Raw genomic sequence first — 22216 nt, forward strand, 5'->3', positions numbered from 1 at the left:
GGACCGAATCGGTCCCGTCAATCCATATGCCACCCCGAAGCAAACGGCTGACTCAGATCGACTCCATACGACGACCGACCGGCGGCACGATTGAAACGGCATCGCAAGAACAAAAGTGCCGTCTGCGAGACCATATTTTCAATGTACTTGAACGTGGGTATCGACCTATCACTGGGGCCTCTTCCCCAGACCGATGCCACCGAGCGTCAAGGAGTGATCACCGTGTCTCAGGAAATCCTCCCCCTCGCCACTCCCGTTGAGCGCTGCGTGTACCGCCGGCCCAAGGTCGAAGCCCTGACCGGCCTTAAACGCTCGCACATCTACAACCTCATGAAGAAGAAAGAATTCCCGCAATGCTTCCGCATCGGTCCCCGCGCGGTCGGCTGGGACTCGCTCGAGATTCATGAGTGGATCGACGAACGACGCAACCAGCGCCACTGACGCAGCCCACATCCCATTCGTTCGAGGAGCGGCGCCATGCGGGTGCTTTCGATCATCTCGACCAAAGGCGGCGTGGGCAAGACCACTGCCGCCGCCAATCTGGGCGGGTTTCTCGCCGACGCCGGCTTGCGGGTGCTGTTGCTGGACATCGATGTGCAGCCCACGCTGTCCAGTTACTTCACCCTCGCCCACCGCGCGCCGGGCGGCATCTACGAGTTGCTGGCGCTCAACGAGCAGGACCGGCAGCGCCTGGTTTCGCACACCTGTGTCGAGCGACTGGACGTGGTGCTGTCCAACGACGACCGCGGGCAACTGAGCACCTTGCTGTTGCACGCGCCGGATGGGCGGCTGCGGCTGCGTAACCTCTTGCCGGTCTTCGCCCCGCACTACGATCTGATGCTGATCGACACCCAGGGCGCGCGCAGCGTGCTGCTGGAGATGGCGGTCTTGGCCTCGGACCTGGCCCTGTCGCCGGTCACGCCGGAGATTCTCGCCGCCCGCGAGCTGCGCCGCGGCACCTTGCAGCTGATCGAGGACATCGCGCCGTTTAGCCGACTCGGCATCACACTGCCGGCGCTGCACCTGCTCATCAACCGCGTGCATCCGGTCTCGGCCAATGCACGGGCGGTCCAGCAGGCCTTGCATCAGATATTCCGGGATCACGCCGGCGTGCACGTGCTGGACACGGCCATTCCCGCTGGCGAGGCCTACCCACGTGCCGCAACCCGGGGGCTGCCCGTGCACCGGGTGGAGTACCGGCGCCCGACCGGGCGGGTCGCGCCGGCGGCTTTGGAAACGATCCGCGCGCTGGCCTGCGAGCTGTTCCCGCAATGGCAATCGCAGCTCGCCGATGTGAAGGGCAAACCGCGAGGAGGCATGCCGCATGCCCACCCCGCGTGACCTGTATCGCGGGCACCCACGCCTGCGGCCACTGATCGAGTTCGCCCTGAGCGAAGGCTGGCATGTCGCGCGGACCAAGGGCGGCCATCTGAAATTCACCAAGGATGGTTTGCCCTCGGTCTATACCAGTGCCACCGCCAGCGATCACCGCGCGGATCGCAATGCGATGGCGCGGTTGCGTCGCGCGGAACAGAACGCCAACTCAGCGACCGGCCCCAAGGGAAGGAAGCCTCGGCATGACTGACCGTACCCAGGACATGGCCGACAAGCTGCTGGCCGACGGCTTTACCCCCACGGGTCCGGAGGTCGAGGCGCTGAGCGATCCCATTGCCGATACGCCGATGGTCGTCACGCTGGATAAGTTGCGCCCCTACGAGTACAACCCGCGTGTCACGCGCAACCGGCTCTACGACGAGATCAAGGCGTCCATCCTCGAACGCGGCCTGGACGCGCCGCCGTCGATCACCCGCCGCCCCGGCGAGTCCTGGTACATCATCCGCAACGGCGGCAACACCCGGCTGTCGATCCTGCGGGAATTATGGAGCGAAACGAAAGACGAGCGCTTCTTCCGCATCCCGTGCCTGTTCCGGCCCTGGACGGCACGCGGCGAGATCATCGCACTCACTGGCCATCTGGCTGAGAACGAGCTGCACGGCAGCCTGACCTTCATCGAGCGTGCGCTGGGCGTGGAAAAGGCCCGTGAACTCTATGAGCAGGAAATCGGCCATCCCCTGACCCAGGCCGAACTCGCCCGGCGTCTGACGGCCGACGGCTTTCCGATCCAGCAACCGCACATCAGCCGTATGCGCGACGCCGTCCAGTACCTGCTGCCGGCGATTCCGAACCTGCTCTATGGCGGCCTGGGCCGTCATCAGATCGAACGGCTGGCGGCGTTGCGCAAAGCCGGCGAGCGCGCCTGGAAACAGCATGCCACCGACGCACATCCTGAGACCGATTTCGAAGGGCTCTTTCATGACGTCCTGGCGTTATTCGACGGCACGCCGGACACGTTCGCGGTACAGCGGGTGCAGGACGAACTGGTCGGGCAGCTCGCCGATCGTCTGCAGGTCGATTTTGAAGTGCTGAGCCTGGACATCGAGAAGAGCGAAGTCAGCCATAGGGTGCTGACCAGCGAGCCGACGCCACCCTCGCCGGAGCCTCCGCAGCATGCAGCGCCCCTGCCGCCCTCCGCCGTTCTTACTTCTGACCAGACGCCATCGCCCTCGCCTGCCGAGTCGACGTCACGGCCCGTCACAGTGTCCACGACGCAGGGAGATGAGTCGGCTTCGACGCCCACGCCGGCTCCCACCACCGGCGATACCGATCCGCTGCGGGAGCACATTGTCTCGCCCGCGCCCACCACGGACCGGTTGCAGACGATCCAGCGCCTGGTCGCCGAACAACTGGGCGACCCGCTGCCCAGCTTCGAAGCCAATGTGCTGCAAGCCATTCCCGTGCAGGCCGGCGGGCTGTATCCGATCTCCGACGTCTGGTACATCGAGCCGGGCCTGGATGCCCCCGATCCCCTGCGGGTGCATATCGCGCAGTTCGCCCAGGAGATCGCCGAGGAAGCCGGTCAGGCCGTCCAGGTCGAAGTGACTGGCCACGGCCTGGGATTTACCTGCCGGGTCGATGCACCGGAGGTGGAAAGGTTGCCGTTCATTGCCCGCGCCGTTCTCATGCTGCTGGATGCGCTCAGCCACGGCTGCGAGGCGGCCTATTCCGTGCCAGAACCAGCCGAACCCATGCACCTGGAACACACCCTGGGACCGCTGTTGCACGGTCGCGGCGACGATCCGCTGTCGGACCGCCTCAGCGACACCGGCCTGGTGAAGTTCTTTCGCCTGCTGCGGCTCACGCGCCGGCTGTTGGAATTGGAAGCAGGCGTGAGCCCCTCTCCCTCCGCCCCCACATGAGGCCAACCACCCATGTCGGACCCGCATCCGCTCAATCAAGCCGTGCTCACCCAGGCCCTGCATGATCTGCGCAACGGACAACTGCGTCGGTGCAAGAACCTTGGCTTCGACGACCGCGATCTCGAAGCGCTGAAGCATCCGAAACTGATCAGCGTGCTGCTCAATGCGACGGTGTGCTGGTGCTCGGTGCAAGTGAACAAGCCGGTGCTGCGCCGGCTCCTGTGCCAGGTGCACGACATCGAGAAGGAGATCGCCACCATCGACCGCATGCTGCGCCTGGGCGCCAGCACCGAGATGGTCAGCAAGTACTTCGGGCTGGCCCACCAGGAGATCGCGCTGCGCCGGGCGGTTCTCGGCCTGCCGCGACGCAAGGGACGGTATCCGGCCCTGACGGACGAACAGGACGGCGCCCTGTGGTCGTACTGGAAACAGGCGCGGACCGAACGCGATATCGCCCTGGATGACGAGATGGCCATGCTCGAACTGGCGATGGACATGGCCGAGGAATTCCACGTGCCCATGTCGGTCGTCTGGGCCACCCTTCGGAGTTGGATCGACCAGGGCATGGTATAGCCATGGCGGCACCCGGATCTGATGCAAGCCAGGGTCCGGTGGCGCTGACAACGCTGCTCGACGCCGCCGCCCGACAGGTCCCGACGGTGGCCAGCGGCACGTTGCGCAACGATGGTTTTCTCTTCAGTGGCAACCGCCACGAGACCGTACCACGCAGGCTATTCCTGGACACGCGCCTGACACCGCTGGAGCGCAATGCCTGGCAGGTGTTCCGCTTGCTGCTCGCCGACGATGGCATCACCGCGTTTCCCACCTACGACGCGCTACGTCCGTATCTGGCGTCGATGCCCTGCACGCCCAATGCCTCCTATGAAACCGTGGCCCGCGCCCTCACCCTGCTACGGCTGACCCGCTGGCTCAGCCTGGTGCGCCGCCGCCGCGATCCCAGGACCGGGCGCATCCTGGGCAATCTCTATGTGCTTCACGACGAGCCGCTGACGCCGTTCGAGGCGATGCAACTCGATCCGGACTACCTGGGGCTGGTCAGCCAGGCGCTCACCCATGCCAGCAAGGCCATCCAACGCGTGGGCGCGCATACGCTCAAGGAGATCGGCGAGGACCCGCTGCTCAGTGGCCGCACCCTGCCCACCCGTATCCAGGTCCTGGCCCAGCGGCTGGCAGGCGAGTACGGCAGCACCGACGAAGGTTATCCACAGCCGCCGGCGCCAGGACAATCCGAAGACGGCGAAGACAGCCTTCTTCGGAATGCCGCAGCGCCGGCTTCGGAATCCGAAGTGGACCGCAAACCCGCGCCAGACAAGGCGCTTCGGAATCCGAAGCAGGACCGTACAGTACGTACTAGTAATAAAGAAAAAGTACGTACTGTACCGCGCACGCACGACACGCTTGAGCTGGACCTGCCGCCGCGTTTTCTGGCGTTGAAGGACGAACAGCAAGCCGGGGCCCTGGTGACCCTGCGGCAGGTCGAACCGGCGCTGCGTCAGGCGGTGGTCGATGAATGGGCGGCCCGCTGCGACGGCGGCCCCGTGCGCAACCCGGCCGGCTATCTGTTCGGCATCATCCAGAAGGCGATTCGGGGGGAGTTCAAGGCTTGGGCCGGGCAGCCTGCGCCCCGTGCACCGTCGGAAGCGCCGCCAGCCAAGGCCACAGCGCCACCACCGCCCAAGCCCGCCGATCCGGTCGCGGTCCAGCGGCATCTCGCGGAACTGCGCAGTCTCCTGCGCCTCCGATGAGCGGATCGGCAGCGTTATACCCCGGGTATAATTTCGAGAAGACCTTGTCGGAACGGCCCTTCGGAGCACCGAGGCTGGAACAGCATGGGACGGGCCGACAATTATACCCCGGGTATAAATCGACCCATTGCCCTGCGGGAGCATCGCACGATCCGGGCAATATCCGGCGGAGCGGCGCAGCCTCCCGCGCCTCCGGCGGCGGATCGACAGCGTTATACCCCGGGTATAATTCCGAGAAGGCCTTGTCGGCGGGCGACCTGAAGACTCTTCGCAGCACTTCAGGTTGGAACGGCCAACAATTATGCCCCGGGTATAATCGGCCCACCGTCCTGCGGACCATCGCATGGTCCGCAGCGATCCGGGGGCGCTATGATCGAGGCTCATTTCCACCGTCACCATCAGGATCGGTAAGGGCTCAAGCAGTCGCAGGGAACGCGCCGATTTACTTTCATGGAGTTCGATCTTGAGCAATCCGGCCACTGAGTCCCTTCGCGTCCTGAGCTTTTGGCGCGATCTGGAAGTCTTCAACATCCCGACCGCCCCCTCGAAGCGGGACGCCACCGAGCAGACCAGGATCACCACGCTCCGGCGCGGCGCCCACCTGCCCTGGCAGCGCGTCGATTTCGCACCGACCGAAACGCACGGCTACGTGCACGTCGTCTACCTCGGCGTTGCCGACATGGAGGACCTGTCGCGCCTTTTGCTGAAGGCTCTGTTTCCGGAACGCGACTTGAGCGAGCGGGAGCGTCAGCGCGCCACCGGTAACGGCTGGCTGGCCGCCTTCGTCGTCGATGAGCACGGCTGCCCCAAGCCCGACAGTTACCTGGCGGCCAGCTTCGCCCACGGCGTGGAAGCGCTGCGCCAGACCGGCTCGCTGGAGAACATCAACGCGCGTCTGACGCGTGCGCAGGAGGAGTTCGCCCAGCGTTGCCATCGGCTCGCCGATATCGACGAAGCGGAATCGACGGAGGCAACTGGCAAGGAACGTCCCACCACACCGCTGACGTGGGACGAGCTGGATACCGAACTGCACCGCGTGCGTCAGTTGCTCGGCGATCCGGCCGACGACGCGGCGCTGGATTGGCGGATCGTCGTGCGCACCAGCCGGGTCAAGCGCCGCTACCTGAGCGACAACCTGCAGGCCGCGACGGACTTCCTGAACTCGTTCTACCTGGACGACCTGGACCGTCTGATCGTCCAGGCCAAGGCCGGCCGGCCCTTCGGCAAGGCCCTGGACGCCTACCTGGGACAGGCGCTGGCAAACGAGCGACGGACCGACATCCTGGTGCAGCACGGCGCCATGGGTCAGTTGGTGAGCGCCACGCGGTTGCCCCGCGCGCGCTGGCCCGCCGCCTCCGAACATCCGTTGGTCCTGGCGCAGCAGGCCGCCGTGGCGGAGGTACTCCATACCCTGGGAACATCCCCGGGTGTCATCGGGGTCAATGGACCGCCAGGAACGGGCAAGACCACCCTGCTGTGCGATGTGATCGCCGAGATCGTCACCGAGCGCGCCCGCAAGATCGCCGCCCTCGAACGTCCCGTCGCGCTGTTCGAGGAGAAGGTCAGCGTCGCCGGCAAGAACTTCTACCCGCTCAAGGCCTCGGTGGTCGCCGGCACCTCCATCGTGGTAGCCAGCACCAACAACAACGCCGTCAAGAACATCACGCAGGAACTGCCGGCCCGCAAGAAGATCGCCGGCGAGTACGGTCTCGTCGGCTACTTCGCCGAGGTCATGGACGAGATCTTCAAGGCCCAGAAGGTGCTCGACGACGACGAGAAGCCACTGGCGGGCTGGGGCGTCGTGGCGGCGGCGCTGGGCAATGCAGGCAACCGCCGCTCGTTCGCCCAAGGCTTTTTCCGCGACGAATACACCCCACGCACCGAGGTGGCCAAGGATGCCGGCGACGCGGCGGAAGCGACGACGGACGAGTCCGGTGACGCACCGGCAACTCCTTCCTCCGTGACGGCTGCACTGCCGCCGTCGATGAAGCAACTGCTGGAGGCGGCGTCCCAAAATGACTATCAGCGCTACCAGGACGAATGGCAGGCCGCCAAACGCCGCTTTCTCGAACTGCTGTCGGACTTCGACCAACACCGCGACACGTTGATACGCGCCGAGCACGCCGCCCTCCAGTTGGAGGCCGGGCTTAGGCGGTTGCATGCGCTCCAAGCGGAAATCGACTGGGCCTCGAAGGATGTCGCCAAACGCGCGCGCACCCTGTCCCGGCAACAGGATGTGCTGTCCAGCCAACGCGCCATGCTCGAGGCGCATCAGGCATTGCTGGCCCAACGGCAAGCGGCCCTGCGGCCGAGCCTGTGGGATCGCCTGCAGGCCTTGTTCGGGCGAGAGACGGCGCGCATGGCCGCCTTGCGCCAGGCCCTGGAGGAGCCGGCCAGGCAGTTGGCCGAATCCTCCTCGGCCTTCGCCGAGCAGGCCAAGAAAGTGGCCCTGACCCGCGCGGAGCTGGATCGTGGCCACGAGCACCTGAAGGCCTTGTCCTCCCAGCACACGCAGCTGGAGAACGAACTCCAGCGCCACCAGAAAGCGCTGGATGCCGGCCACGCCTTGGGCGCCCGGCACTTTCCGGACAACCGGCTCTGGGGGCGGCCCAGCGAGGAGCGCCACCGCGCCAGCGTGGCCGCCTACCCGGCCCTGGACCACCTGCGCGCCCGCATCTTCCTGCAGGCGATGGAGCTGCACCGGCTCACCATTCTGGCCAACGCCGGCAAGTTCATCGGCAACCTGCGCGCGGTGAACGGCATGTTGATGGGCACGCTGCGGGACAAGCTGCCGATCGAGCAGCGGCCGTTGCTGTGGGAGGCGTTCTTCTTCGTCGTGCCGGTGGTGTCCACCACCCTCGCCTCTTTCGACCGCCTGTTTCTCGGCATGGGCCAGGACAGCCTGGGCTGGCTGTTACTGGATGAAGCGGGCCAGGCCACACCGCAATCGGCCGCCGGCGCGATCTGGCGCAGCCGCCGGGCCGTGATCGTTGGTGACCCGCTGCAGATCGAGCCGGTCTTCACCGTGCCGCTCAGCCTCGCCGAGGACCTGCGCCAGCGGCACGCGGTGGCGCCCATCTGGTCGCCGGTCGACGAGTCGGTGCAGACGCTCGCCGACCGCATCACCCCGTTCGGCTCCTGGGTCGAACTGGCCGCCGATGCGTCCCAGGGCAACGCGCCTGAGCGTCTGTGGACCGGCATGCCGCTGCGCACGCATCGCCGCTGCGACGACCCGATGTTCTCGGTCGCCAACGAGATCGCCTATGCCGGGCAGATGGTGCAGGGCCGGGTGGATGCCCAGGGGCGTCCCAAGCCCACGGCCTTCACCTGTGTGCTGGGCGACAGCGCCTGGCTGGACATCCGCTCCAGCTGCGTCCAGCACCCGGTGTCCGAGGACGAAATCGACCACCTGCTCGCCTGCCTGGAGCAATTGCGCCAGACGCCCGCAATGATTCTGTCGGGTTCGCCGGACAAGGCGGACACCCGAGCCAAGGTGTTCGTCATCTCGCCCTTCCGCAAGATCGCTCAGGCCTGCAAGAGCCGCATCAAGCAGGCGGGCTTCAGCGGTATCGACTGCGGCACCGTGCATACCTTCCAGGGCAAGGAGGCCGACATCGTGTTCCTGATGCTGGGGACGGCGCCCGGGGCGGAGGGCGCAGGCGCACGCGCCTGGGCGGCGGGTAAGCCGAACCTGCTCAACGTGGCGATCACCCGGGCCAAGTGCCGCCTCTACGTGCTGGGCGATGCGCGGCAATGGGGCGGACTGGATTACTTCCGTCCGTTGCGCGACGCGCTGCCGGTCCGGCGTATCGGCTCGACGGAGCGCTCCTTGTCATGAGCCGTGCGGCGGTGGTTCCGGCCCGCTGATGGAGTGGCCTTTCCTGGAAGGCCCGACGATTATACCCGGGGCATAATCTGCCCGACGCGCCCCGGAGCCGTTGAATCGGGCGGCGGCGCGCCGCGGTTTATCGACTGACAGCCTTCCCTGGCGGGCCGATGGTGGCGACTCGTTTACCGACACGAGTCCCGCCCATGGCCGACCTGCAACTCAACCTCGGGTCCCTGCGCAGCGCGATGGCGCTGACCCTGCACACCCATCACGCCTCGCGCATCTGGCATGGCCGCCCGCCGGCGGAAGGCCGCCCCGGCATCATCGGCTTGAATGGCTTCATCAGTCTGATGAACAAGATGAAGCGTGGCGCCGAGCAGGACGATCCCTACTCCGACTGGTGGATGCTGCGCATCGAAGAGAAGCTGGCCGACACCAAAGCGCGGCTGCAAGCGCTGCGCGAGCAAGTCGATCAGGCGCTGGCCGATGTGCCGGCCGCGCTCAGCCTGGGCGAGAACCTCAACGTCCAACCGATCAAGCTGCCACTGTTCGTCAATGCCCAGCTCGGCTTCATGGCCGTGTATCTGCTGGCCGACTACGACGAGTTGGCGCGACGCCTGATTCTGGCCCACCACACTGCCCTGATCGACCGCGGCACCCTGGATCGCTGGCTGCGGGAAGGCGCCCATGCGCTGCGCAGCCTGTTCGCCCTGGCGCAGCGGTATCGGTACTCCGGCACGCAGCGCGACGACTTCGCCGCAAACAATGCCGCCGCCCGCCAGGCGCTGGAGAAGTACGGACCGCTGCCGCAGGACGTGCTGGAAGGCACCCGGCGTTCGCGCTTCGCACCGCCGGTGGTCCGCCGTTCCGGGTTGCGCGCGGATCACGCTGCCAGCGCGGACACACCTGCGGCAGAGGTGGAGACCGCATCAGACGACGAATCCGTGGAACCCGCCGACGAGGACGACGCCCGATGACGCCCCGACATTTCCGTCCCCTGGAACAGCCGGACTTCCAGCGTCTGGAACACGCAGGCTACCTAAAAGGCCTTTTACAGCCTTTTAAAGGTAAGGGGGCATTGGAGGTCTGGGCCAACCGATGTCTGGCGCTACGCGACGAATTAGCGCTGTTGGCGGAGCGCCGGGTGTTGCTCCAGGCGCAGCGTGAGCCCTTCAACCGCTTCGAGGTGCAGCTGGCCCAGCAGGTCACTGGCGCAGGGACGACCTTTCTGCGCTGGCGCAACCTGGACCGTTCCCGGATGGGCGTGGCGCTGTGGGAGGACCTGATGCTCCACCCCGCTACCCCAACGCCGCTGCTCGACGACCTGTATGCGCTGGAGCTGCAGCGCATCGTCTTGAACATGCAGATCAGCCTTACCCACACCATCGCCCGCCAGGCCCTGGACTGCGCCAACAAAGTGGTCCGGGCCGAGGCGGTCTACCACCGGCGTATCCATGGATGCGTCAACCAACCCAAGGAGTCTCTATGAGCACCGTTTTCATTGGCGAGGGCAACATCGGCTCTGCGCCCGACTACCGCGAGTTTCCCAACGGCAACGAAGAGCCACGCCGGCTGCTGCGCCTGAATGTCTATTTCGACAACCCCGTGCCGACCAAGGACGGCTACGAGGATCGCGGCGGCTTCTGGGCGCCGGTCGAGCTCTGGCACCGGGATGCCGAGCATTGGAGCACGCTCTACCAGAAAGGCATGCGTGTGCTGGTGTTCGGTCGCGAAGAGCGCGACGACTGGGAGGATGACGACGACAACAAGCGCACGACCTACAAGATCAATGCGCGCAGTGTCGGCATCCTGCCCTATCGAATCGATGCGGTGAGCTTGGCTACCAAACCCACGACTTCCGACAGCGAGCCGGTCACGCCATAGCAACCGCGGGCACGGCCGTTGCCATGCCTCGGCGCTATCCCATGGGCAACAGCGCCGGGGCGTGCCTGCAGACGTATGCGCAGGACGTTACGAAGACAGGATGGCAGCCTTCCATCACGTGCATACCGAACACAAACCGTTTTAATGCCCTCCCTGTGAACAAGGACGCGTCCAGGCCCAGCAAAACTGTCGATCAGTTCTCCTTTCAATTCTCTGTAACGCCCATTCCAGAGCGCCCCAACAGCCACCGTTCGTCGGGAAATCCCGTGATCGAAAAGGGAAGTCCGACGGCCGTTTTGCCGCTTCGCTTACAAATAAATGGCGCCAGTATTTTGAATTTTTTTCCTTATCGAACAAACCAAGCGGTCAAGTCACTTCACAATAGCCACTCGCCATCAAACAATGGCACATCAATGGCAAACAACCCTGTAAATCAATTTTTTGACGCCAATATCACGTCAAAAAAGTCTTTCACCTCACATTCCGTAGGCCTTATAAAGCGACCGCGAGACGGCGTCCTGGATGCCATCGGACAAAGAACCCTTTTTGCCACACCCTCTTCTGTTCGTGTGTCACCGGCCGGATTGCCGAGTAAAGCTCTTTACTGACTCGTGGATTGAGATGTGCCCCGACTGAAGCAGTTTCTCCTTGGGAGAATCAGTCATGATCGACCTCGCTATCTGGAACCTGACCATTCCTGTCGGTGTCCCCTCCACCACCATTGAAACCCCGGTTCTGGTCGGCGGTTATCAGGACTACTACTTCAAGAACGACGCGAACAACACCGTGTTCTTCTGGGCACCGGTCAACGGCACCACCACCGAGAACGCCAAATACCCGCGCAGCGAACTGCGGGAAACCTATGCGGACGGCACCTTGCACAACTGGGTCCACACCGCCGCGGACAATTTTCTCAGCGCCGGCATAGCGGTCAGCCAGGTTCCCTCGACCGGCAAGATCGTCATCGGCCAGATCCATGCCTTCAAGAGCAGCAAGCCGCTGCTGAAGCTGGAGTATCAGTACAAGAGCACCTATGGCTACGGGAACATCGTCGCCAAGGTCCGCCATACCCCGACCGACGACGTCGCCCAGGTCATCACCGTGCTCAGGGGCATTCCGCTGAGCCAGCACTTCGACTACGTCATCAACCTGACCCCGCAGGGCCTGTTGAGCGTGACCGCGAACGACACCACCTGGACGACCCAGTTGGATTCGAGCTGGGCACCGAAGCCTCTGTACTTCAAGGCCGGCGTGTACACCCAGGACAATACCGGCTATGAGACCGAAGCCGGCGCGGCGATCTTCGACAGGCTGCTGGTCGAACATCGACCGCTGTAGCCGATGCGGATGCAGCGAAGCCGACCGTTTCCACACGCCGCTCACGTGAATCCAAACGACCATTGGATTCACGTGAACCAGTCGTCCAAGACCGTCCAGGGCGTTCCACTCGCCACCTGAAAAGAATCTCCTGTAGCCCGATCGCCTGACCACGCGTGGTTACGACTCGGCCAGTTCAACCCCCACTGATCGCAATGCGGGCGATCCCAGTCCCGTTTCCCTGCTGCCCTCTTCTCCGGCGCACGCCACCCTCATGACCCATCCACGATGGATGCCATGGCGAGGAGGCGGCACATGCGCGTGTTTCTCTGCGAGAAGCCTTCCCAAGGCAAAGACATCGCGCGGGTCCTCGGCGCCTCGCAGCGGGGCTCCGGCTGCTACCAGGCCCCCGGCCTGGTCGTCACCTGGTGCATCGGCCACCTGATCGAAGCGGCCCCGCCGGAAGCCTACGGACCGCAGTACAAGTCCTGGTCCCTCGAGCAGCTTCCTATTCTTCCCAAGCAGTGGCGGGTCGAAGTCAAATCGGCCACGGCCACGCAACTCAAGACCGTCCAGCGCTGGATCGGCAAGGCCACGGAGCTGGTGATCGCCACGGACGCCGACCGCGAAGGCGAGATGATCGCCCGCGAAATCCTCGACCTGTGCGGCTACCGCGGTCCCGTCCAGCGTCTGTGGCTGTCGGCGTTGAACGATGCCTCGATCCGCAAGGCGCTCGGTGCACTGAAGCCCGCTCACGAAACGCTGCCGTTGTACTACTCGGCCTTGGCGCGCTCCCGCGCCGACTGGCTGATCGGCATGAACCTCAGCCGGCTGTTCACCGTGCTCGGGCGGCAGGCCGGCTACGACGGCGTGCTGTCCGTGGGCCGAGTCCAGACGCCGACCCTGCGTCTGGTGGTGGACCGCGACCGGGCCATTGCGTCGTTCCTTTCCGTGCCCTATTGGACGATCGAGGTGGCACTGTCCCAGGCCGGGAAGTCCTTCGTCGCGACCTGGTTGGCGCCAGACGATGCGGTCGACAGCGAAGGCCGTTGCCTTCAACAGCCGGTGGCCGAGCAGGCGGCAATGCGCCTTCGAGCCGAGCACAGCGCCCAGGTGCTGTCGGTCGATACCGAGCGTGTGCGCGAAGCCCCGCCCTTGCCGTTCGACCTAGGCACCTTGCAGGAAGTCTGCTCCGCTCAACTTGGCCTGGACGTGCAGGAAACGCTGGACATCGCCCAGGCGTTGTACGAGACGCACAAGGCGACCACCTATCCCCGCTCGGACTCGGGCTATTTGCCGGAGAGCATGCTGGCCGAGGTACCGACCGTGCTCGATGCGCTGCTCAAGACCGATCCGAGCCTTGGGCCACTGATGGGCGCGCTGGACCGGACCCAGCGCTCGCGTGCCTGGAATGACGAAAAGGTCAGCGCCCACCACGGCATCATTCCCACGTTGGAGCCGGCTGACCTCTCGGCCATGTCGGAGACGGAACACGCGGTATATCGGCTGATCCGGGCTCGCTACCTTGCGCAGTTTCTACCTCACCACGAGTTCGACCGCACCACCGTGTTGCTGTCCTGTGGCGGCGAGTCGTTGCAGGCGATGGGCAAGCAGGTGGCAGTTGCCGGATGGCGGCAGGTGCTCGACGGTAACGACTTCGGCGACTCGCAGGAAGGACCGGATCGGCGCAGCCAGGTGCTGCCCCCTCTCGCTCCCGGCGCCCGCTGTCCGGTTGCTCAGGTCGATCTGAAGGCTCTCAAGACGCAGCCGCCCAAGCCCTATACCCAGGGCGAGCTGGTGAAGGCCATGAAAGGCGTCGCCAAGCTGGTCACCGATCCCCGGCTCAAGCAGAAGCTCAAGGAAACCACCGGCATCGGCACCGAGGCCACGCGCGCCAGCATCATCAAGGGCCTGTTGGGCCGCGGCTACCTGCTCAAGAAAGGCCGTGCGGTGCGCGCCTCCGAGGCCGCCTTCACGCTGATCGACGCGGTGCCGGCAGCCATCGCCGATCCCGGCACCACCGCCATCTGGGAACAGGCACTGGATATGATCGAAGCCGGCCAGATGACGCTGGACACCTTCATCGAGAAGCAGTCGGCCTGGGTCGCACAGCTGGTGCAGCAGTACCGGCACGTCACCCTGTCGATCAACGTGGCTCCGACGCCCAACTGCCCGCTGTGTGGCTCGCCCATGCGCCGGCGCACCGGCAAGGACGGTGTGTTCTGGTCGTGTAGCCAATATCCGGCCTGCAAGGGGACACAGCCGCTTGAGTCGGCGGCGTCCTCACGCACCAAGCGCAAGCGCCGCAAATCGTCCCCCGCCCGTTGATCCCCAACACGACCTTTCGCGCCAGCCTCCAACACCATGGTGCGGATTGCCTCCCACCTCCCCCGGTGGGCACCCTGCGCGTCTTTCCTTCTGCCTGACGTGCCGTCCCGCGCAGCGCGTGTGCCCGCGGGGCGAGAAGAGCGCTCCTCCTTATCCACGCTTCGCGTGGCGCCTTTCATCGCTTGAATTTCCGTCCTCTCGACGGGTCTCCTGGCCGCTTGCTCCCTCTACGCGAGTGGCCAGGAGACCCGTTGGGTCGACGGTACTCAGTACCGGCGCCCGCCGGTGAAACAACGGGCTCCTTTTGTGCGCGGATGTGCGCCAGCGAATTCCGGCCCCAGCCACGACACGGGCCGGGTGCGATGACTGCCTTTCGAACGGCTTTGACGACGGCCGACACCGAAAGCGGACCACGGGTGGCCTCTTCCTCACCGCCGAAGGCCAAGCGCCTTCGGCACCCTTCTCGACTGCATCAATCGGGACCTGTTCCAGTCCCCATTCCGGCTCGCAATACACCGCCCGCCCCTTGAATCTGCCGTCATGCGTCGCTGGAACTCTCAGCACCATGCCCAGGCAGCTTCGGTCTTCAAGGCTGCGTCATGGCTATCCATGCCGACCGATCCCACCCGCATTGCATGCGGGCAGTCGCCGCTTTTCGGCGACAGCGTTTTTTCTCGAACCGTCGCGGGAATGCCCTTCCCGCCGGATGGGTACCCGCCCCAACCACGGAGGCGCCATGTCCCGCTCAGCCGTCGGCCAACTGGCCCAGGCCTGTCTCGGTGTGACCCTGCCCCTGCAGGTGCTGCACAGCCCAGCCGGCTACTACATCGGCACGTCCGACCACGACGGTCCGGCTTCCCGGGAATCCGTCGAGTACTTCCCCACTCTCACCGCCGCTCGCCATGCCCTGGACACAGGCGCCTGGACCCAGCGACCGACGCCGTAATCATCCGCCCACCCTGGAGACATCCATGAATCCTGCATCGAACTCCGACATCTTCGAAGACATCCGTCAGGCCGAAGCGCATTTCGCCCAAGCGCCCCATGCGTTCTTTCAAGCCTGGAAGCACGGCGTCGAACTGGTTGGTCCTGAACTGTTCGGCGACGGTACGCCCCAGGGCCTGGACGCCGCGATCAGCAAATGGGATCTGTGCCCGATTCTCGCCGACATCAACCAGGCGATCGGGCCGATGAGTGCGGGTGAGAAGGTCTTTCTCGCCGCCATGACGAGTTTCTACAACGCCGAAATCGGCGGCGCGTTGCTCAAGCGCGTGGGCGTCCACGGCTTGGCTGATCTGGGCGGGCTGGACCTGCAACGCCGCAAGGTCATCGCCACGCTGATCCTCAACTACCACGGCTGGTAAGCCCTTACCGGCTTTCTCTTCCCACCAGGGACCTGCGTCCCTGTGGGGCCAGGTCCCGCCTTGCCTCAGGAGTGACGCCATGCCCCCGATTCCTGCAATCGGCTTGCTCGTCCACGACGATGACGTCGAAGCGGTCGTTCTCGAAGGATGGCCGGAGGGTGTTCCCCCGCCACGCTTCGTCGTGTTCGACTTCGCCGGTCCCGACGTTTCCGACAAGTACGTCCTGCACGTGTCGAGCGGAGCACCGAACGCCGGCTTGGTCGGCCACGAGTTGTTCCCATGACCTATCAAACCGGCGGCCACCATCCCTCGCCCAACGAAATTCTGTCGCTGCTCGATGAGCGCAAACACGCCGGGGACACCACGCCCCTGCAGATCGCACGCGCGCTTCGACAGAACATCCTCAATCTGGACAGTAGGTTGAACCGCACGGAGCAGGCGCCGACCGGTGACGAGTACAACCACCTCTACGCACTTGCCGACGACGGACTGATCTAGCTGCTGAAGGCCCTGGGCGATCCCACGGACTTTGGCGACTGAAGCCATCTGTCCGAGCACGCCTTGGCTCATCCGGCACCGACAGCAGGCATCCGACCTCTGTCCTTTTCGCTTCATCAACCCTGGCGGACCTTGCTCGTCCGCCTGGGCGTGGCTGTGTCCGCCTTCTCGCAGGAGGTACCCATGTCCCACACCTACTATGACGCCACCGGCGTTCTGATCCTGGACCAGGTAACGCCCGTCATCGCCGCGCTGTTCGGCGGCTTTGCGCTGGATGCCACGCACGTGGAGCAAGGCGAGGTTTCCATCACGCGCTTGTCGAGCCTGCATGATCCGCAATGGACGGAGATCAACGACAGCCTCTGCGCGCTCGCGTCCCGCCTGGGCGTGGTGCTCGATGAGGTCCGTGCCGGCGACCAGCCCACACTGCCCTCCTGCCTTCGGCAGTTGGCGGTATATTTCCATGTCGCCCAGGACCTCACGCTGGGACGCCTGATCGCCACGCACGCCTTCGATGGCTCCGCCGACGTGGAGACGCTGTTCGCCATCGCCAGTCGCTTCGACGACGGGCACGGCCTCAAGGCCATCAAGTTCGAAGGCGCCTGGCACAGCGGCAAGCCTCGCCCCTTTCCGTTCGGAGGCGAGGGCCTGTACATCAGCCGAGAGGTGACGATGTGCACGCACTCCACGCAGGCGCGGGAGTTGGGTCAGTACCTGCATGCCGCCCTGCTCGCCGGCAACCTGGATCAGGCGGCCAGCCGTTTGGCCGTCGAGGTGTTCGGCCTGCTGGCCGGCATCGGAGATCGCAGCACGCGCGATGCCCTGCGGCTGCAACTGGCCAACCGGCTACTCGACGGCAACATCGCCCCGACGGCCTGACCGCACCTTCATCACCACCCTCTGGGGCTCATTCCCCAGTCGGGGTCTGAGCCCTGCTCATCCCCACTGGAGAGTCCTCATGATCAGCAGCAACCCCTTTCTCCGCGGCCTCTCGCACCTGAGAGTCGAGCGGGCACTGGCGATCTCGTATGAAGACGATTGTCCCCTCACCTACCTGCCACTGCATGCCTCCCAGAGTCATTTACTCGACAACCAGGTGAACCTCCATCCCTGCATCTTCTGCGACGCGTTCGCCTTGATCACCGAAGGCCAGCAAATTTCTCGCGATCTCGAAGACCAATGCCCGAGCACGGGGATTGTCCGCACGATCGTCTACGGCCTGTTCGCCGAAGAACTTGGCCGCCGGGTTCATATCGCGGATACGCCTTCCATGGAAGCCGCCCGCGAACTGATCCAGCAGTTGCAGTTCGAAACCGGCCATTACAGCCGCTGCTGGGAGATCAGCTCCGGCCATCTGACGGAAGCAGCACTGCAGTATCTGGAAGATGTCGCGGATAGACGGGTTCCCACCGGCATGCTGTTCGAAGCCTTCCGGATACCAGCCAGCAAAGCCGTGGGCGTCAAGCTGATCGCCACGCCCTGGAGGAGCCAACACCTCCTCGCCGTCGATGGCCGCACGGCCGAGCAGCTCTATCGCTCGCACCTGCACGCGGGTGTGCCCGAACCTTTGGTCAAGGTGCTGCACATGGCGGCCTTGGCCGATACCCGCCTCCTGATCTTCGATCCGGATGCACCCGTCCTGGACGGCCTGCCGATCTGCGAAGCCTGATTGCCTTCATAGCCCCCCGCTCAGGGGGGTCGCCTTTTTCTCAGGCACCCTACATCTGTACCAGTGCGGGAAGTCGGCGCTTGCCGACTATGCATGAAGGCAAACAGCAAGCAATTGTGCAGAAACATGATCCACTGCAAACGCGGTCGGTGGACCATGTAGCGCCGCCCCAATAAGGCAATACACCACAATGACAGCTGGATCGTTGGTTCACATGGAAGCGAGAGACACTGTATGCACTACGCCACGCTGGACATTACCGCTCCCGGCCTTCTGGACGAGAGTCCTCTGAGCGATAACGAAATCTTCGGCGCCATCGTCCAACTCTGGATGCAATCCCCGGCCCACCGCGAAACTCCTCTGCACCACCTCACCACCCTGCTGGCTCCGGCGCTGAAGAGCAAGCAGTACCTGCTGGCGACCCGGCGTGGGCGACCGATGTTCTATCTGTCCTGGCTGAGTCTGGACGAAGAGGCGGAGTACCGGTATCTGCGCAATCCCCCGAGTTGCCTGCTCGATACCGACTGGACCAGCGGCGAGCGCATGTGGATTCACGACTGGATCGCGCCCCACGGCCACACCGAACTGATTGCGCGGCTGCTGCAGCGTAGGCTCTTCGCCGACCACTGCATCCGCGCCCTCCATCATCGCGACGACGGGCATGGGCTGCGCGTGAAGACGTTCCAAGGCGTGAACGTCATGCCGGCCGAAGCGAAGGCCTGGTTCAATGCCCATCCGCTACCGATCGGCCTTCACCTTCCCGAAGATGGATTCCGCCCCGCGCTCAAACTTTGACCTCGACATGCTGACCTCATGGGCGCAGGACGGCGCCCATATCCTCAGGGCAACGCAGGGAATGCTCACAATCATGCACCGAACCGCCATCGCAATCGCCGGCACGCTCTTTATCACAGTCTATATCGCTGCCTTTCTGCTACGACCGGAAAGTCTGCCTTGGTGACGAATTCCGGCGAGGCGCGGCCGGATAACATCTCCTTGTCGTCGGAAACGTCTATTCGCCTCGGGAATTCAGGCGCTTGGTTGAGGTATCAACTTAACAGAGGATGGTGTCCGGCTTGTTAGGGCACTCCCATAGGGACAGGAGGAGTCTTCCACCAGGCGCAGAAAAATAGCTGGCACCTGCAGGTGTGATACTTGTCATCGCATAGGCATTCGCTTATTTATCGGCTCGCCAACGACATGCAGAACCGGTCCTCAAAGCGCTTCTTCCAGCCGTACACTCGGTAGGTTACCCACCGTCTCCACGCCGTTGCGGTAACGCTTCCTGGCTTTCGAAGTTCTGCTTTTGATTTGAGCCTGATACGCACAGGTGGGGCACCAGTGCCCCGCTTGGATTGAGTTCATGGAGGTTTGCCAACAATGGCCGCGATGGCAGCGCCATTGCAATTTGCTCTTTCGGTTCACGTAGGCTTGCGACAGGCACTCACCACCCCGCTCGACCGCAACTTGCCGGGCCATCTCCAACCCCAAGCGTCGCTCTTCATGTGCGCATTGTTGGCACCAGGTACCACGGCGGATGGCCGAGCCGAACGCTTCCCACTCATGACCGACTCTGCACCGGAAGCGGTATTTTCCCGCCGTACCGGTATAGTCCGAGGACAGGCAAATCCCCCCTTTCAAGCTTGCCGCTTCCTGCAGCCGCCGCAGACCATCCGATAACTGGCCGCGCCCACGCCTGCTGGCCAACTCACATTGCGGGCACCAGACGCCACGCGAGATGCGCTTTCCGATGCTGCGCCATTCATGCCCTTCAATACACCGAAACAGATATTTCGCAGCCATCCCCGTGTACGTGCTCGTCAGGCATTGGCCTCCTTGGGCCTTGGCGAGGGTCTGCAATCGCTCAAGACCATCGGCTAGCCGGTAACGCTCACGTTTGCGCTGATCGGCGCATAGACGGCACCACTGCCCCTTATAGAGCACATCGCCCGCTGCCGCGTTCCACTCATGGCCCTGAGCACAACGAAAGGCATACCGCCCGGCCATTCCTACATAAATACTCGATAGGCATTTTCCGCCATGGGCACATGCTGTTTTACGGAGCCGTTCCAAGCCATCGCTCCGCTGCCGCTGAGCCCGAATACGTTGTCGCACACACACGGGGCAGCCTGGGTTCGACTGCATGTTCCCTAGGCGCCGCCGCCAGGTATGTCCCTGCGAGCAGCGGAAGGCGTAAGACGCGCCGTAACCTCGCCAACGGTGGTCAAGGCAGACAATATTCACTTTGCTAGCCAGCACATGCACCTTCAACAGATGTGCTTGTGCTACGCATTCAGGGCATATCACAGCGGCTCTCGCCCTGATCAACGAGAGGGGACTCTTCTGGAAGGAATGGCCTTGCTCGCAGGAGAAACGATGCGGTGTCGCCCAACCTTTCCACTCGATCTCAGGGCTGGTCAGTTGTAGACGGTCAGCGGCAACACGGACTGCCTTTGAATGATCGAGCACAGGATGGGCTCGATCAGCTCGCTTATCTGTTTCCCTGTTCATGTCCGAGTCCGAAGCACCAAGCTCAAGCCTACCAATGCGTTCGGCGCGAGTAGCTGCGGTGTTCGACATCGCAGGAATGAGGCTCATCGCAACAGCGGTACGTCCCGCTTGGTGGGCAGCAGCATTCTGAAAACCCACCAAGAAATTAACTAAATTCTAGTAATTTGATCTACTGCACATGGGTTTTGGGACACGCCCAGCACCCATCTCACCCTCGGACATGCAAGAATTTCTTACATGCAATGGGGACGTCTTTATACACAAGACTTCAATATTCCACGCTGAATCAGACATTGGTTTATGCAGATGAAACCAGGTTACTCACAACCAAAGCTCCTTCGTTTGCTGGGGCCCATTGCTAAGTAATGCCGCTACCGATGGGGGGCTAACGCTTACGCAATATCCATGAAGTCATCATTATTGTTGTAGTATTTTATTGCACCAAGAATCTCCTCGTTATTTACCAATGACTTTTGAGCAACAGCATTCATTACTACATCCTCCAACAGCTCATCTCTAAACCAAAACTCCAAGGAGTTATCTTGGACATAATCCGGAAAGACCTCCTCATCGTCATCTGTTATCTCAGGGTATTCACCAACAACACACAACGTGCGAAGCGTGGCCTCATCAGAGGAGCCTTTTCCATAAATGCAATAATCAAATTCCTTCCTTTGATTTTTAATAAAATCTATAAGATCATCCAGCCTAATCAAGCTATCGTATTTCACTGCACGTCTTTATTATCTTTACCCTGCCATCTTCTTTATAAATATCTGAAAGATCCAAGGAAAAAGAAGCTTTGATTGCTTATAGCGCAAGGGTTGTTTTTTCCGTCAAACTCATAGTTATAAATGAGAACAGCCGTGTCGATTGCTTTCTCCAGCGCGAGATTTTTTTTCGCTATTTCATTTAATATTTTCGATTCATAAGAGAATCCTTTTAAGGCCTCAGTTATAGAGTCTGTTTCTGCTAGAATTTCTGCTTCTAAGAAATCATCATCAACATAGTCAAGCGACAATGCATTTGTAAAAACCGAGCCTAGATAGTCGCCATCATCAGAATATTTTGACGCAGTTACTTCTCTTAGCTCATCATCGCTCCATTGGGTATTAGCAGTCCAAATGGATACAACACCATCTTTTTGCATTCTTATTTCCTCTAATTCTGCAAGCCCGGAGGCAGCGAATCTACACCTCCGTCAAGCCGTCGCCCGGCCCAGTCCTGCAATCCGGACTTGAACTCACCGTAGCTGTTTGAGTTATCGATAATGTCTAACAATTCATTGTGTGCTTGAGTTGATCCTTTTCCGCCATGACGTCCTGCGGGATTGACAAACTTAACATCAGCGATAACGCTTCTAAGCTCGTATATTTGCTCGGCGGTTACCCCCCACCTTTTGAAGGTATTGGCTCTTGAAACCATATGCCATTCATGCATACCACCTGGATGTCGAAGCCTAGATTTAATCGCGTTCTGATAAGAGGAGTTTGACCAAACTTGATCAAACTCATCAGGCGTCAAGCTGTTAAACCAACGACTGAACTCTCCATCTTTAACACTCGGAATAGTTCCTCCGGGAACTATCTCCTCCATTGGTCTTGCCTTTGGCCCGGTTCCTGTTCCTGGGCAAGCCGATTTCGTAGCTTCCAACCCCAACGGATCAACCCACCCCGTGGGATTGTTCACGTACTGGTAGTTGTTCAACCCACCCGCGAGTTTGATCGGGTCGGGGGTGAGGAAGCAGCCGGTGTTGGGATTGTAGTAGCGGTGGCGGTTGTAGTGCAGGCCGG

At 62.6% G+C, this 22216-nt stretch carries 23 protein-coding genes; 19 read left to right on the forward strand and 4 right to left on the reverse strand.

Features of this window, described 5'->3' with window-relative positions:
- Positions 1-222 precede the first annotated feature (222 nt).
- The 19 genes from BZL41_RS02540 (at position 223) to BZL41_RS02625 (ending at position 18707) form a co-directional block, all read left to right on the forward strand.
- Positions 223-441 carry an AlpA family transcriptional regulator gene (locus BZL41_RS02540; RefSeq protein WP_095597869.1) on the forward strand — a complete coding sequence of 73 codons (219 nt, stop codon included), beginning with the start codon at positions 223-225 and terminating at the stop codon, positions 439-441.
- 36 nt (positions 442-477) lie between these two features.
- The gene (locus BZL41_RS02545) at positions 478-1341 is read left to right on the forward strand and encodes a ParA family protein (RefSeq protein WP_095597850.1); all 864 of its coding nucleotides are present in this window, start codon (positions 478-480) and stop codon (positions 1339-1341) included.
- Positions 1325-1585 carry a hypothetical protein gene (locus BZL41_RS02550; protein WP_095597851.1) on the forward strand — a complete coding sequence of 87 codons (261 nt, stop codon included), beginning with the start codon at positions 1325-1327 and terminating at the stop codon, positions 1583-1585. Before BZL41_RS02545 ends, BZL41_RS02550 begins: the two co-directional genes overlap by 17 nt.
- Positions 1578-3257, forward strand: coding sequence for a ParB family protein (locus tag BZL41_RS02555; RefSeq protein ID WP_095597852.1), 1680 nt, complete (start codon positions 1578-1580; stop codon positions 3255-3257). The genes BZL41_RS02550 and BZL41_RS02555 overlap by 8 nt, the downstream gene beginning before the upstream one ends.
- Before the next feature lie 12 nt (positions 3258-3269).
- Positions 3270-3830 (forward strand): DUF2857 domain-containing protein, encoded by a 561-nt coding sequence (locus tag BZL41_RS02560; RefSeq protein WP_095597853.1) that lies wholly within the window; start codon positions 3270-3272, stop codon positions 3828-3830.
- A 2-nt stretch (positions 3831-3832) separates the two neighbouring features.
- A complete protein-coding gene (locus BZL41_RS02565; protein ID WP_095597854.1) occupies positions 3833-5023 on the forward strand; it encodes an STY4528 family pathogenicity island replication protein in 1191 nt (396 codons plus the stop codon).
- Between the two features lie 463 nt (positions 5024-5486).
- On the forward strand, positions 5487-8861 hold the full coding sequence (locus BZL41_RS02570; protein WP_095597855.1) for a DEAD/DEAH box helicase: 3375 nt from the start codon (positions 5487-5489) through the stop codon (positions 8859-8861).
- Between the two features lie 194 nt (positions 8862-9055).
- Positions 9056-9829, forward strand: coding sequence for a PFL_4669 family integrating conjugative element protein (locus BZL41_RS02575; protein WP_095597856.1), 774 nt, complete (start codon positions 9056-9058; stop codon positions 9827-9829).
- A complete protein-coding gene (locus BZL41_RS02580) occupies positions 9826-10341 on the forward strand; it encodes a DUF3158 family protein (protein ID WP_095597857.1) in 516 nt (171 codons plus the stop codon). The genes BZL41_RS02575 and BZL41_RS02580 overlap by 4 nt, the downstream gene beginning before the upstream one ends.
- Positions 10338-10736 (forward strand): single-stranded DNA-binding protein, encoded by a 399-nt coding sequence (locus tag BZL41_RS02585; RefSeq protein WP_095597858.1) that lies wholly within the window; start codon positions 10338-10340, stop codon positions 10734-10736. The genes BZL41_RS02580 and BZL41_RS02585 overlap by 4 nt, the downstream gene beginning before the upstream one ends.
- Before the next feature lie 663 nt (positions 10737-11399).
- On the forward strand, positions 11400-12074 hold the full coding sequence (locus BZL41_RS02590; RefSeq protein WP_095597859.1) for a polysaccharide lyase family 7 protein: 675 nt from the start codon (positions 11400-11402) through the stop codon (positions 12072-12074).
- Positions 12075-12368: 294 nt separating this feature from the next.
- The gene (locus BZL41_RS02595) at positions 12369-14381 is read left to right on the forward strand and encodes a DNA topoisomerase III (protein WP_095597860.1); all 2013 of its coding nucleotides are present in this window, start codon (positions 12369-12371) and stop codon (positions 14379-14381) included.
- A gap of 736 nt (positions 14382-15117) precedes the next feature.
- Positions 15118-15327: a hypothetical protein gene (locus BZL41_RS02600; RefSeq protein WP_095597861.1), complete on the forward strand. Its 210-nt coding sequence runs from the start codon at positions 15118-15120 to the stop codon at positions 15325-15327.
- 25 nt (positions 15328-15352) lie between these two features.
- A complete protein-coding gene (locus tag BZL41_RS02605) occupies positions 15353-15745 on the forward strand; it encodes a hypothetical protein (protein WP_095597862.1) in 393 nt (130 codons plus the stop codon).
- Between the two features lie 79 nt (positions 15746-15824).
- Positions 15825-16028 carry a hypothetical protein gene (locus BZL41_RS28940; RefSeq protein WP_256578061.1) on the forward strand — a complete coding sequence of 68 codons (204 nt, stop codon included), beginning with the start codon at positions 15825-15827 and terminating at the stop codon, positions 16026-16028.
- On the forward strand, positions 16025-16243 hold the full coding sequence (locus BZL41_RS28945) for a hypothetical protein (RefSeq protein WP_256578062.1): 219 nt from the start codon (positions 16025-16027) through the stop codon (positions 16241-16243). Before BZL41_RS28940 ends, BZL41_RS28945 begins: the two co-directional genes overlap by 4 nt.
- 183 nt (positions 16244-16426) lie before the next feature.
- Complete coding sequence (locus BZL41_RS02615) at positions 16427-17122, forward strand: hypothetical protein (RefSeq protein WP_095597863.1); 696 nt, start codon at positions 16427-16429, stop codon at positions 17120-17122.
- Between the two features lie 79 nt (positions 17123-17201).
- Positions 17202-17912, forward strand: coding sequence for an ABC transporter substrate-binding protein (locus tag BZL41_RS02620; protein ID WP_095597864.1), 711 nt, complete (start codon positions 17202-17204; stop codon positions 17910-17912).
- Positions 17913-18146: 234 nt separating this feature from the next.
- A complete protein-coding gene (locus BZL41_RS02625) occupies positions 18147-18707 on the forward strand; it encodes a toxin-activating lysine-acyltransferase (protein WP_095597865.1) in 561 nt (186 codons plus the stop codon).
- 420 nt (positions 18708-19127) lie between these two features.
- On the opposite strand, the gene BZL41_RS27715 is transcribed toward BZL41_RS02625, so the two are convergent.
- The 4 genes from BZL41_RS27715 to BZL41_RS02640 form a co-directional block, all read right to left on the reverse strand.
- Complete coding sequence (locus BZL41_RS27715) at positions 19128-19985, reverse strand: hypothetical protein (RefSeq protein ID WP_143518008.1); 858 nt, start codon at positions 19983-19985, stop codon at positions 19128-19130.
- An 830-nt stretch (positions 19986-20815) separates the two neighbouring features.
- Positions 20816-21154, reverse strand: a complete 339-nt coding sequence (locus BZL41_RS02630; RefSeq protein WP_095597866.1) for a hypothetical protein — start codon at positions 21152-21154, stop codon at positions 20816-20818.
- A gap of 35 nt (positions 21155-21189) precedes the next feature.
- On the reverse strand, positions 21190-21573 hold the full coding sequence (locus tag BZL41_RS02635; protein ID WP_095597867.1) for an immunity 22 family protein: 384 nt from the start codon (positions 21571-21573) through the stop codon (positions 21190-21192).
- Positions 21574-21584: 11 nt separating this feature from the next.
- On the reverse strand, positions 21585-22216 hold a 632-nt coding region (locus BZL41_RS02640), incomplete at its 5' end, for an RHS repeat-associated core domain-containing protein (protein ID WP_143518009.1).

The organism is Pseudomonas sp. PIC25 (assembly GCF_002286785.1).
Taxonomy (GTDB): Bacteria; Pseudomonadota; Gammaproteobacteria; order Pseudomonadales; family Pseudomonadaceae; genus Pseudomonas_M.

What these genes read in the sequence shown, in the direction of transcription:
- BZL41_RS02545 (WP_095597850.1), top strand. Translation starts at nt 478, where the DNA reads ATGCGGGTGCTTTCGATCATCTCGACCAAAGGCGGCGTGGGCAAGACC.
- BZL41_RS02550 (WP_095597851.1), top strand. Translation starts at nt 1,325, where the DNA reads ATGCCCACCCCGCGTGACCTGTATCGCGGGCACCCACGCCTGCGGCCA.
- BZL41_RS02555 (WP_095597852.1), top strand. Translation starts at nt 1,578, where the DNA reads ATGACTGACCGTACCCAGGACATGGCCGACAAGCTGCTGGCCGACGGC.
- BZL41_RS02560 (WP_095597853.1), top strand. Translation starts at nt 3,270, where the DNA reads ATGTCGGACCCGCATCCGCTCAATCAAGCCGTGCTCACCCAGGCCCTG.
- BZL41_RS02565 (WP_095597854.1), top strand. Translation starts at nt 3,833, where the DNA reads ATGGCGGCACCCGGATCTGATGCAAGCCAGGGTCCGGTGGCGCTGACA.
- BZL41_RS02575 (WP_095597856.1), top strand. Translation starts at nt 9,056, where the DNA reads ATGGCCGACCTGCAACTCAACCTCGGGTCCCTGCGCAGCGCGATGGCG.
- BZL41_RS02580 (WP_095597857.1), top strand. Translation starts at nt 9,826, where the DNA reads ATGACGCCCCGACATTTCCGTCCCCTGGAACAGCCGGACTTCCAGCGT.
- BZL41_RS02585 (WP_095597858.1), top strand. Translation starts at nt 10,338, where the DNA reads ATGAGCACCGTTTTCATTGGCGAGGGCAACATCGGCTCTGCGCCCGAC.
- BZL41_RS02590 (WP_095597859.1), top strand. Translation starts at nt 11,400, where the DNA reads ATGATCGACCTCGCTATCTGGAACCTGACCATTCCTGTCGGTGTCCCC.
- BZL41_RS02595 (WP_095597860.1), top strand. Translation starts at nt 12,369, where the DNA reads ATGCGCGTGTTTCTCTGCGAGAAGCCTTCCCAAGGCAAAGACATCGCG.
- BZL41_RS02600 (WP_095597861.1), top strand. Translation starts at nt 15,118, where the DNA reads ATGTCCCGCTCAGCCGTCGGCCAACTGGCCCAGGCCTGTCTCGGTGTG.
- BZL41_RS02605 (WP_095597862.1), top strand. Translation starts at nt 15,353, where the DNA reads ATGAATCCTGCATCGAACTCCGACATCTTCGAAGACATCCGTCAGGCC.
- BZL41_RS28940 (WP_256578061.1), top strand. Translation starts at nt 15,825, where the DNA reads ATGCCCCCGATTCCTGCAATCGGCTTGCTCGTCCACGACGATGACGTC.
- BZL41_RS28945 (WP_256578062.1), top strand. Translation starts at nt 16,025, where the DNA reads ATGACCTATCAAACCGGCGGCCACCATCCCTCGCCCAACGAAATTCTG.
- BZL41_RS02615 (WP_095597863.1), top strand. Translation starts at nt 16,427, where the DNA reads ATGTCCCACACCTACTATGACGCCACCGGCGTTCTGATCCTGGACCAG.
- BZL41_RS02620 (WP_095597864.1), top strand. Translation starts at nt 17,202, where the DNA reads ATGATCAGCAGCAACCCCTTTCTCCGCGGCCTCTCGCACCTGAGAGTC.
- BZL41_RS02625 (WP_095597865.1), top strand. Translation starts at nt 18,147, where the DNA reads ATGCACTACGCCACGCTGGACATTACCGCTCCCGGCCTTCTGGACGAG.
- BZL41_RS02635 (WP_095597867.1), bottom strand. Translation starts at nt 21,573, where the DNA reads ATGCAAAAAGATGGTGTTGTATCCATTTGGACTGCTAATACCCAATGG.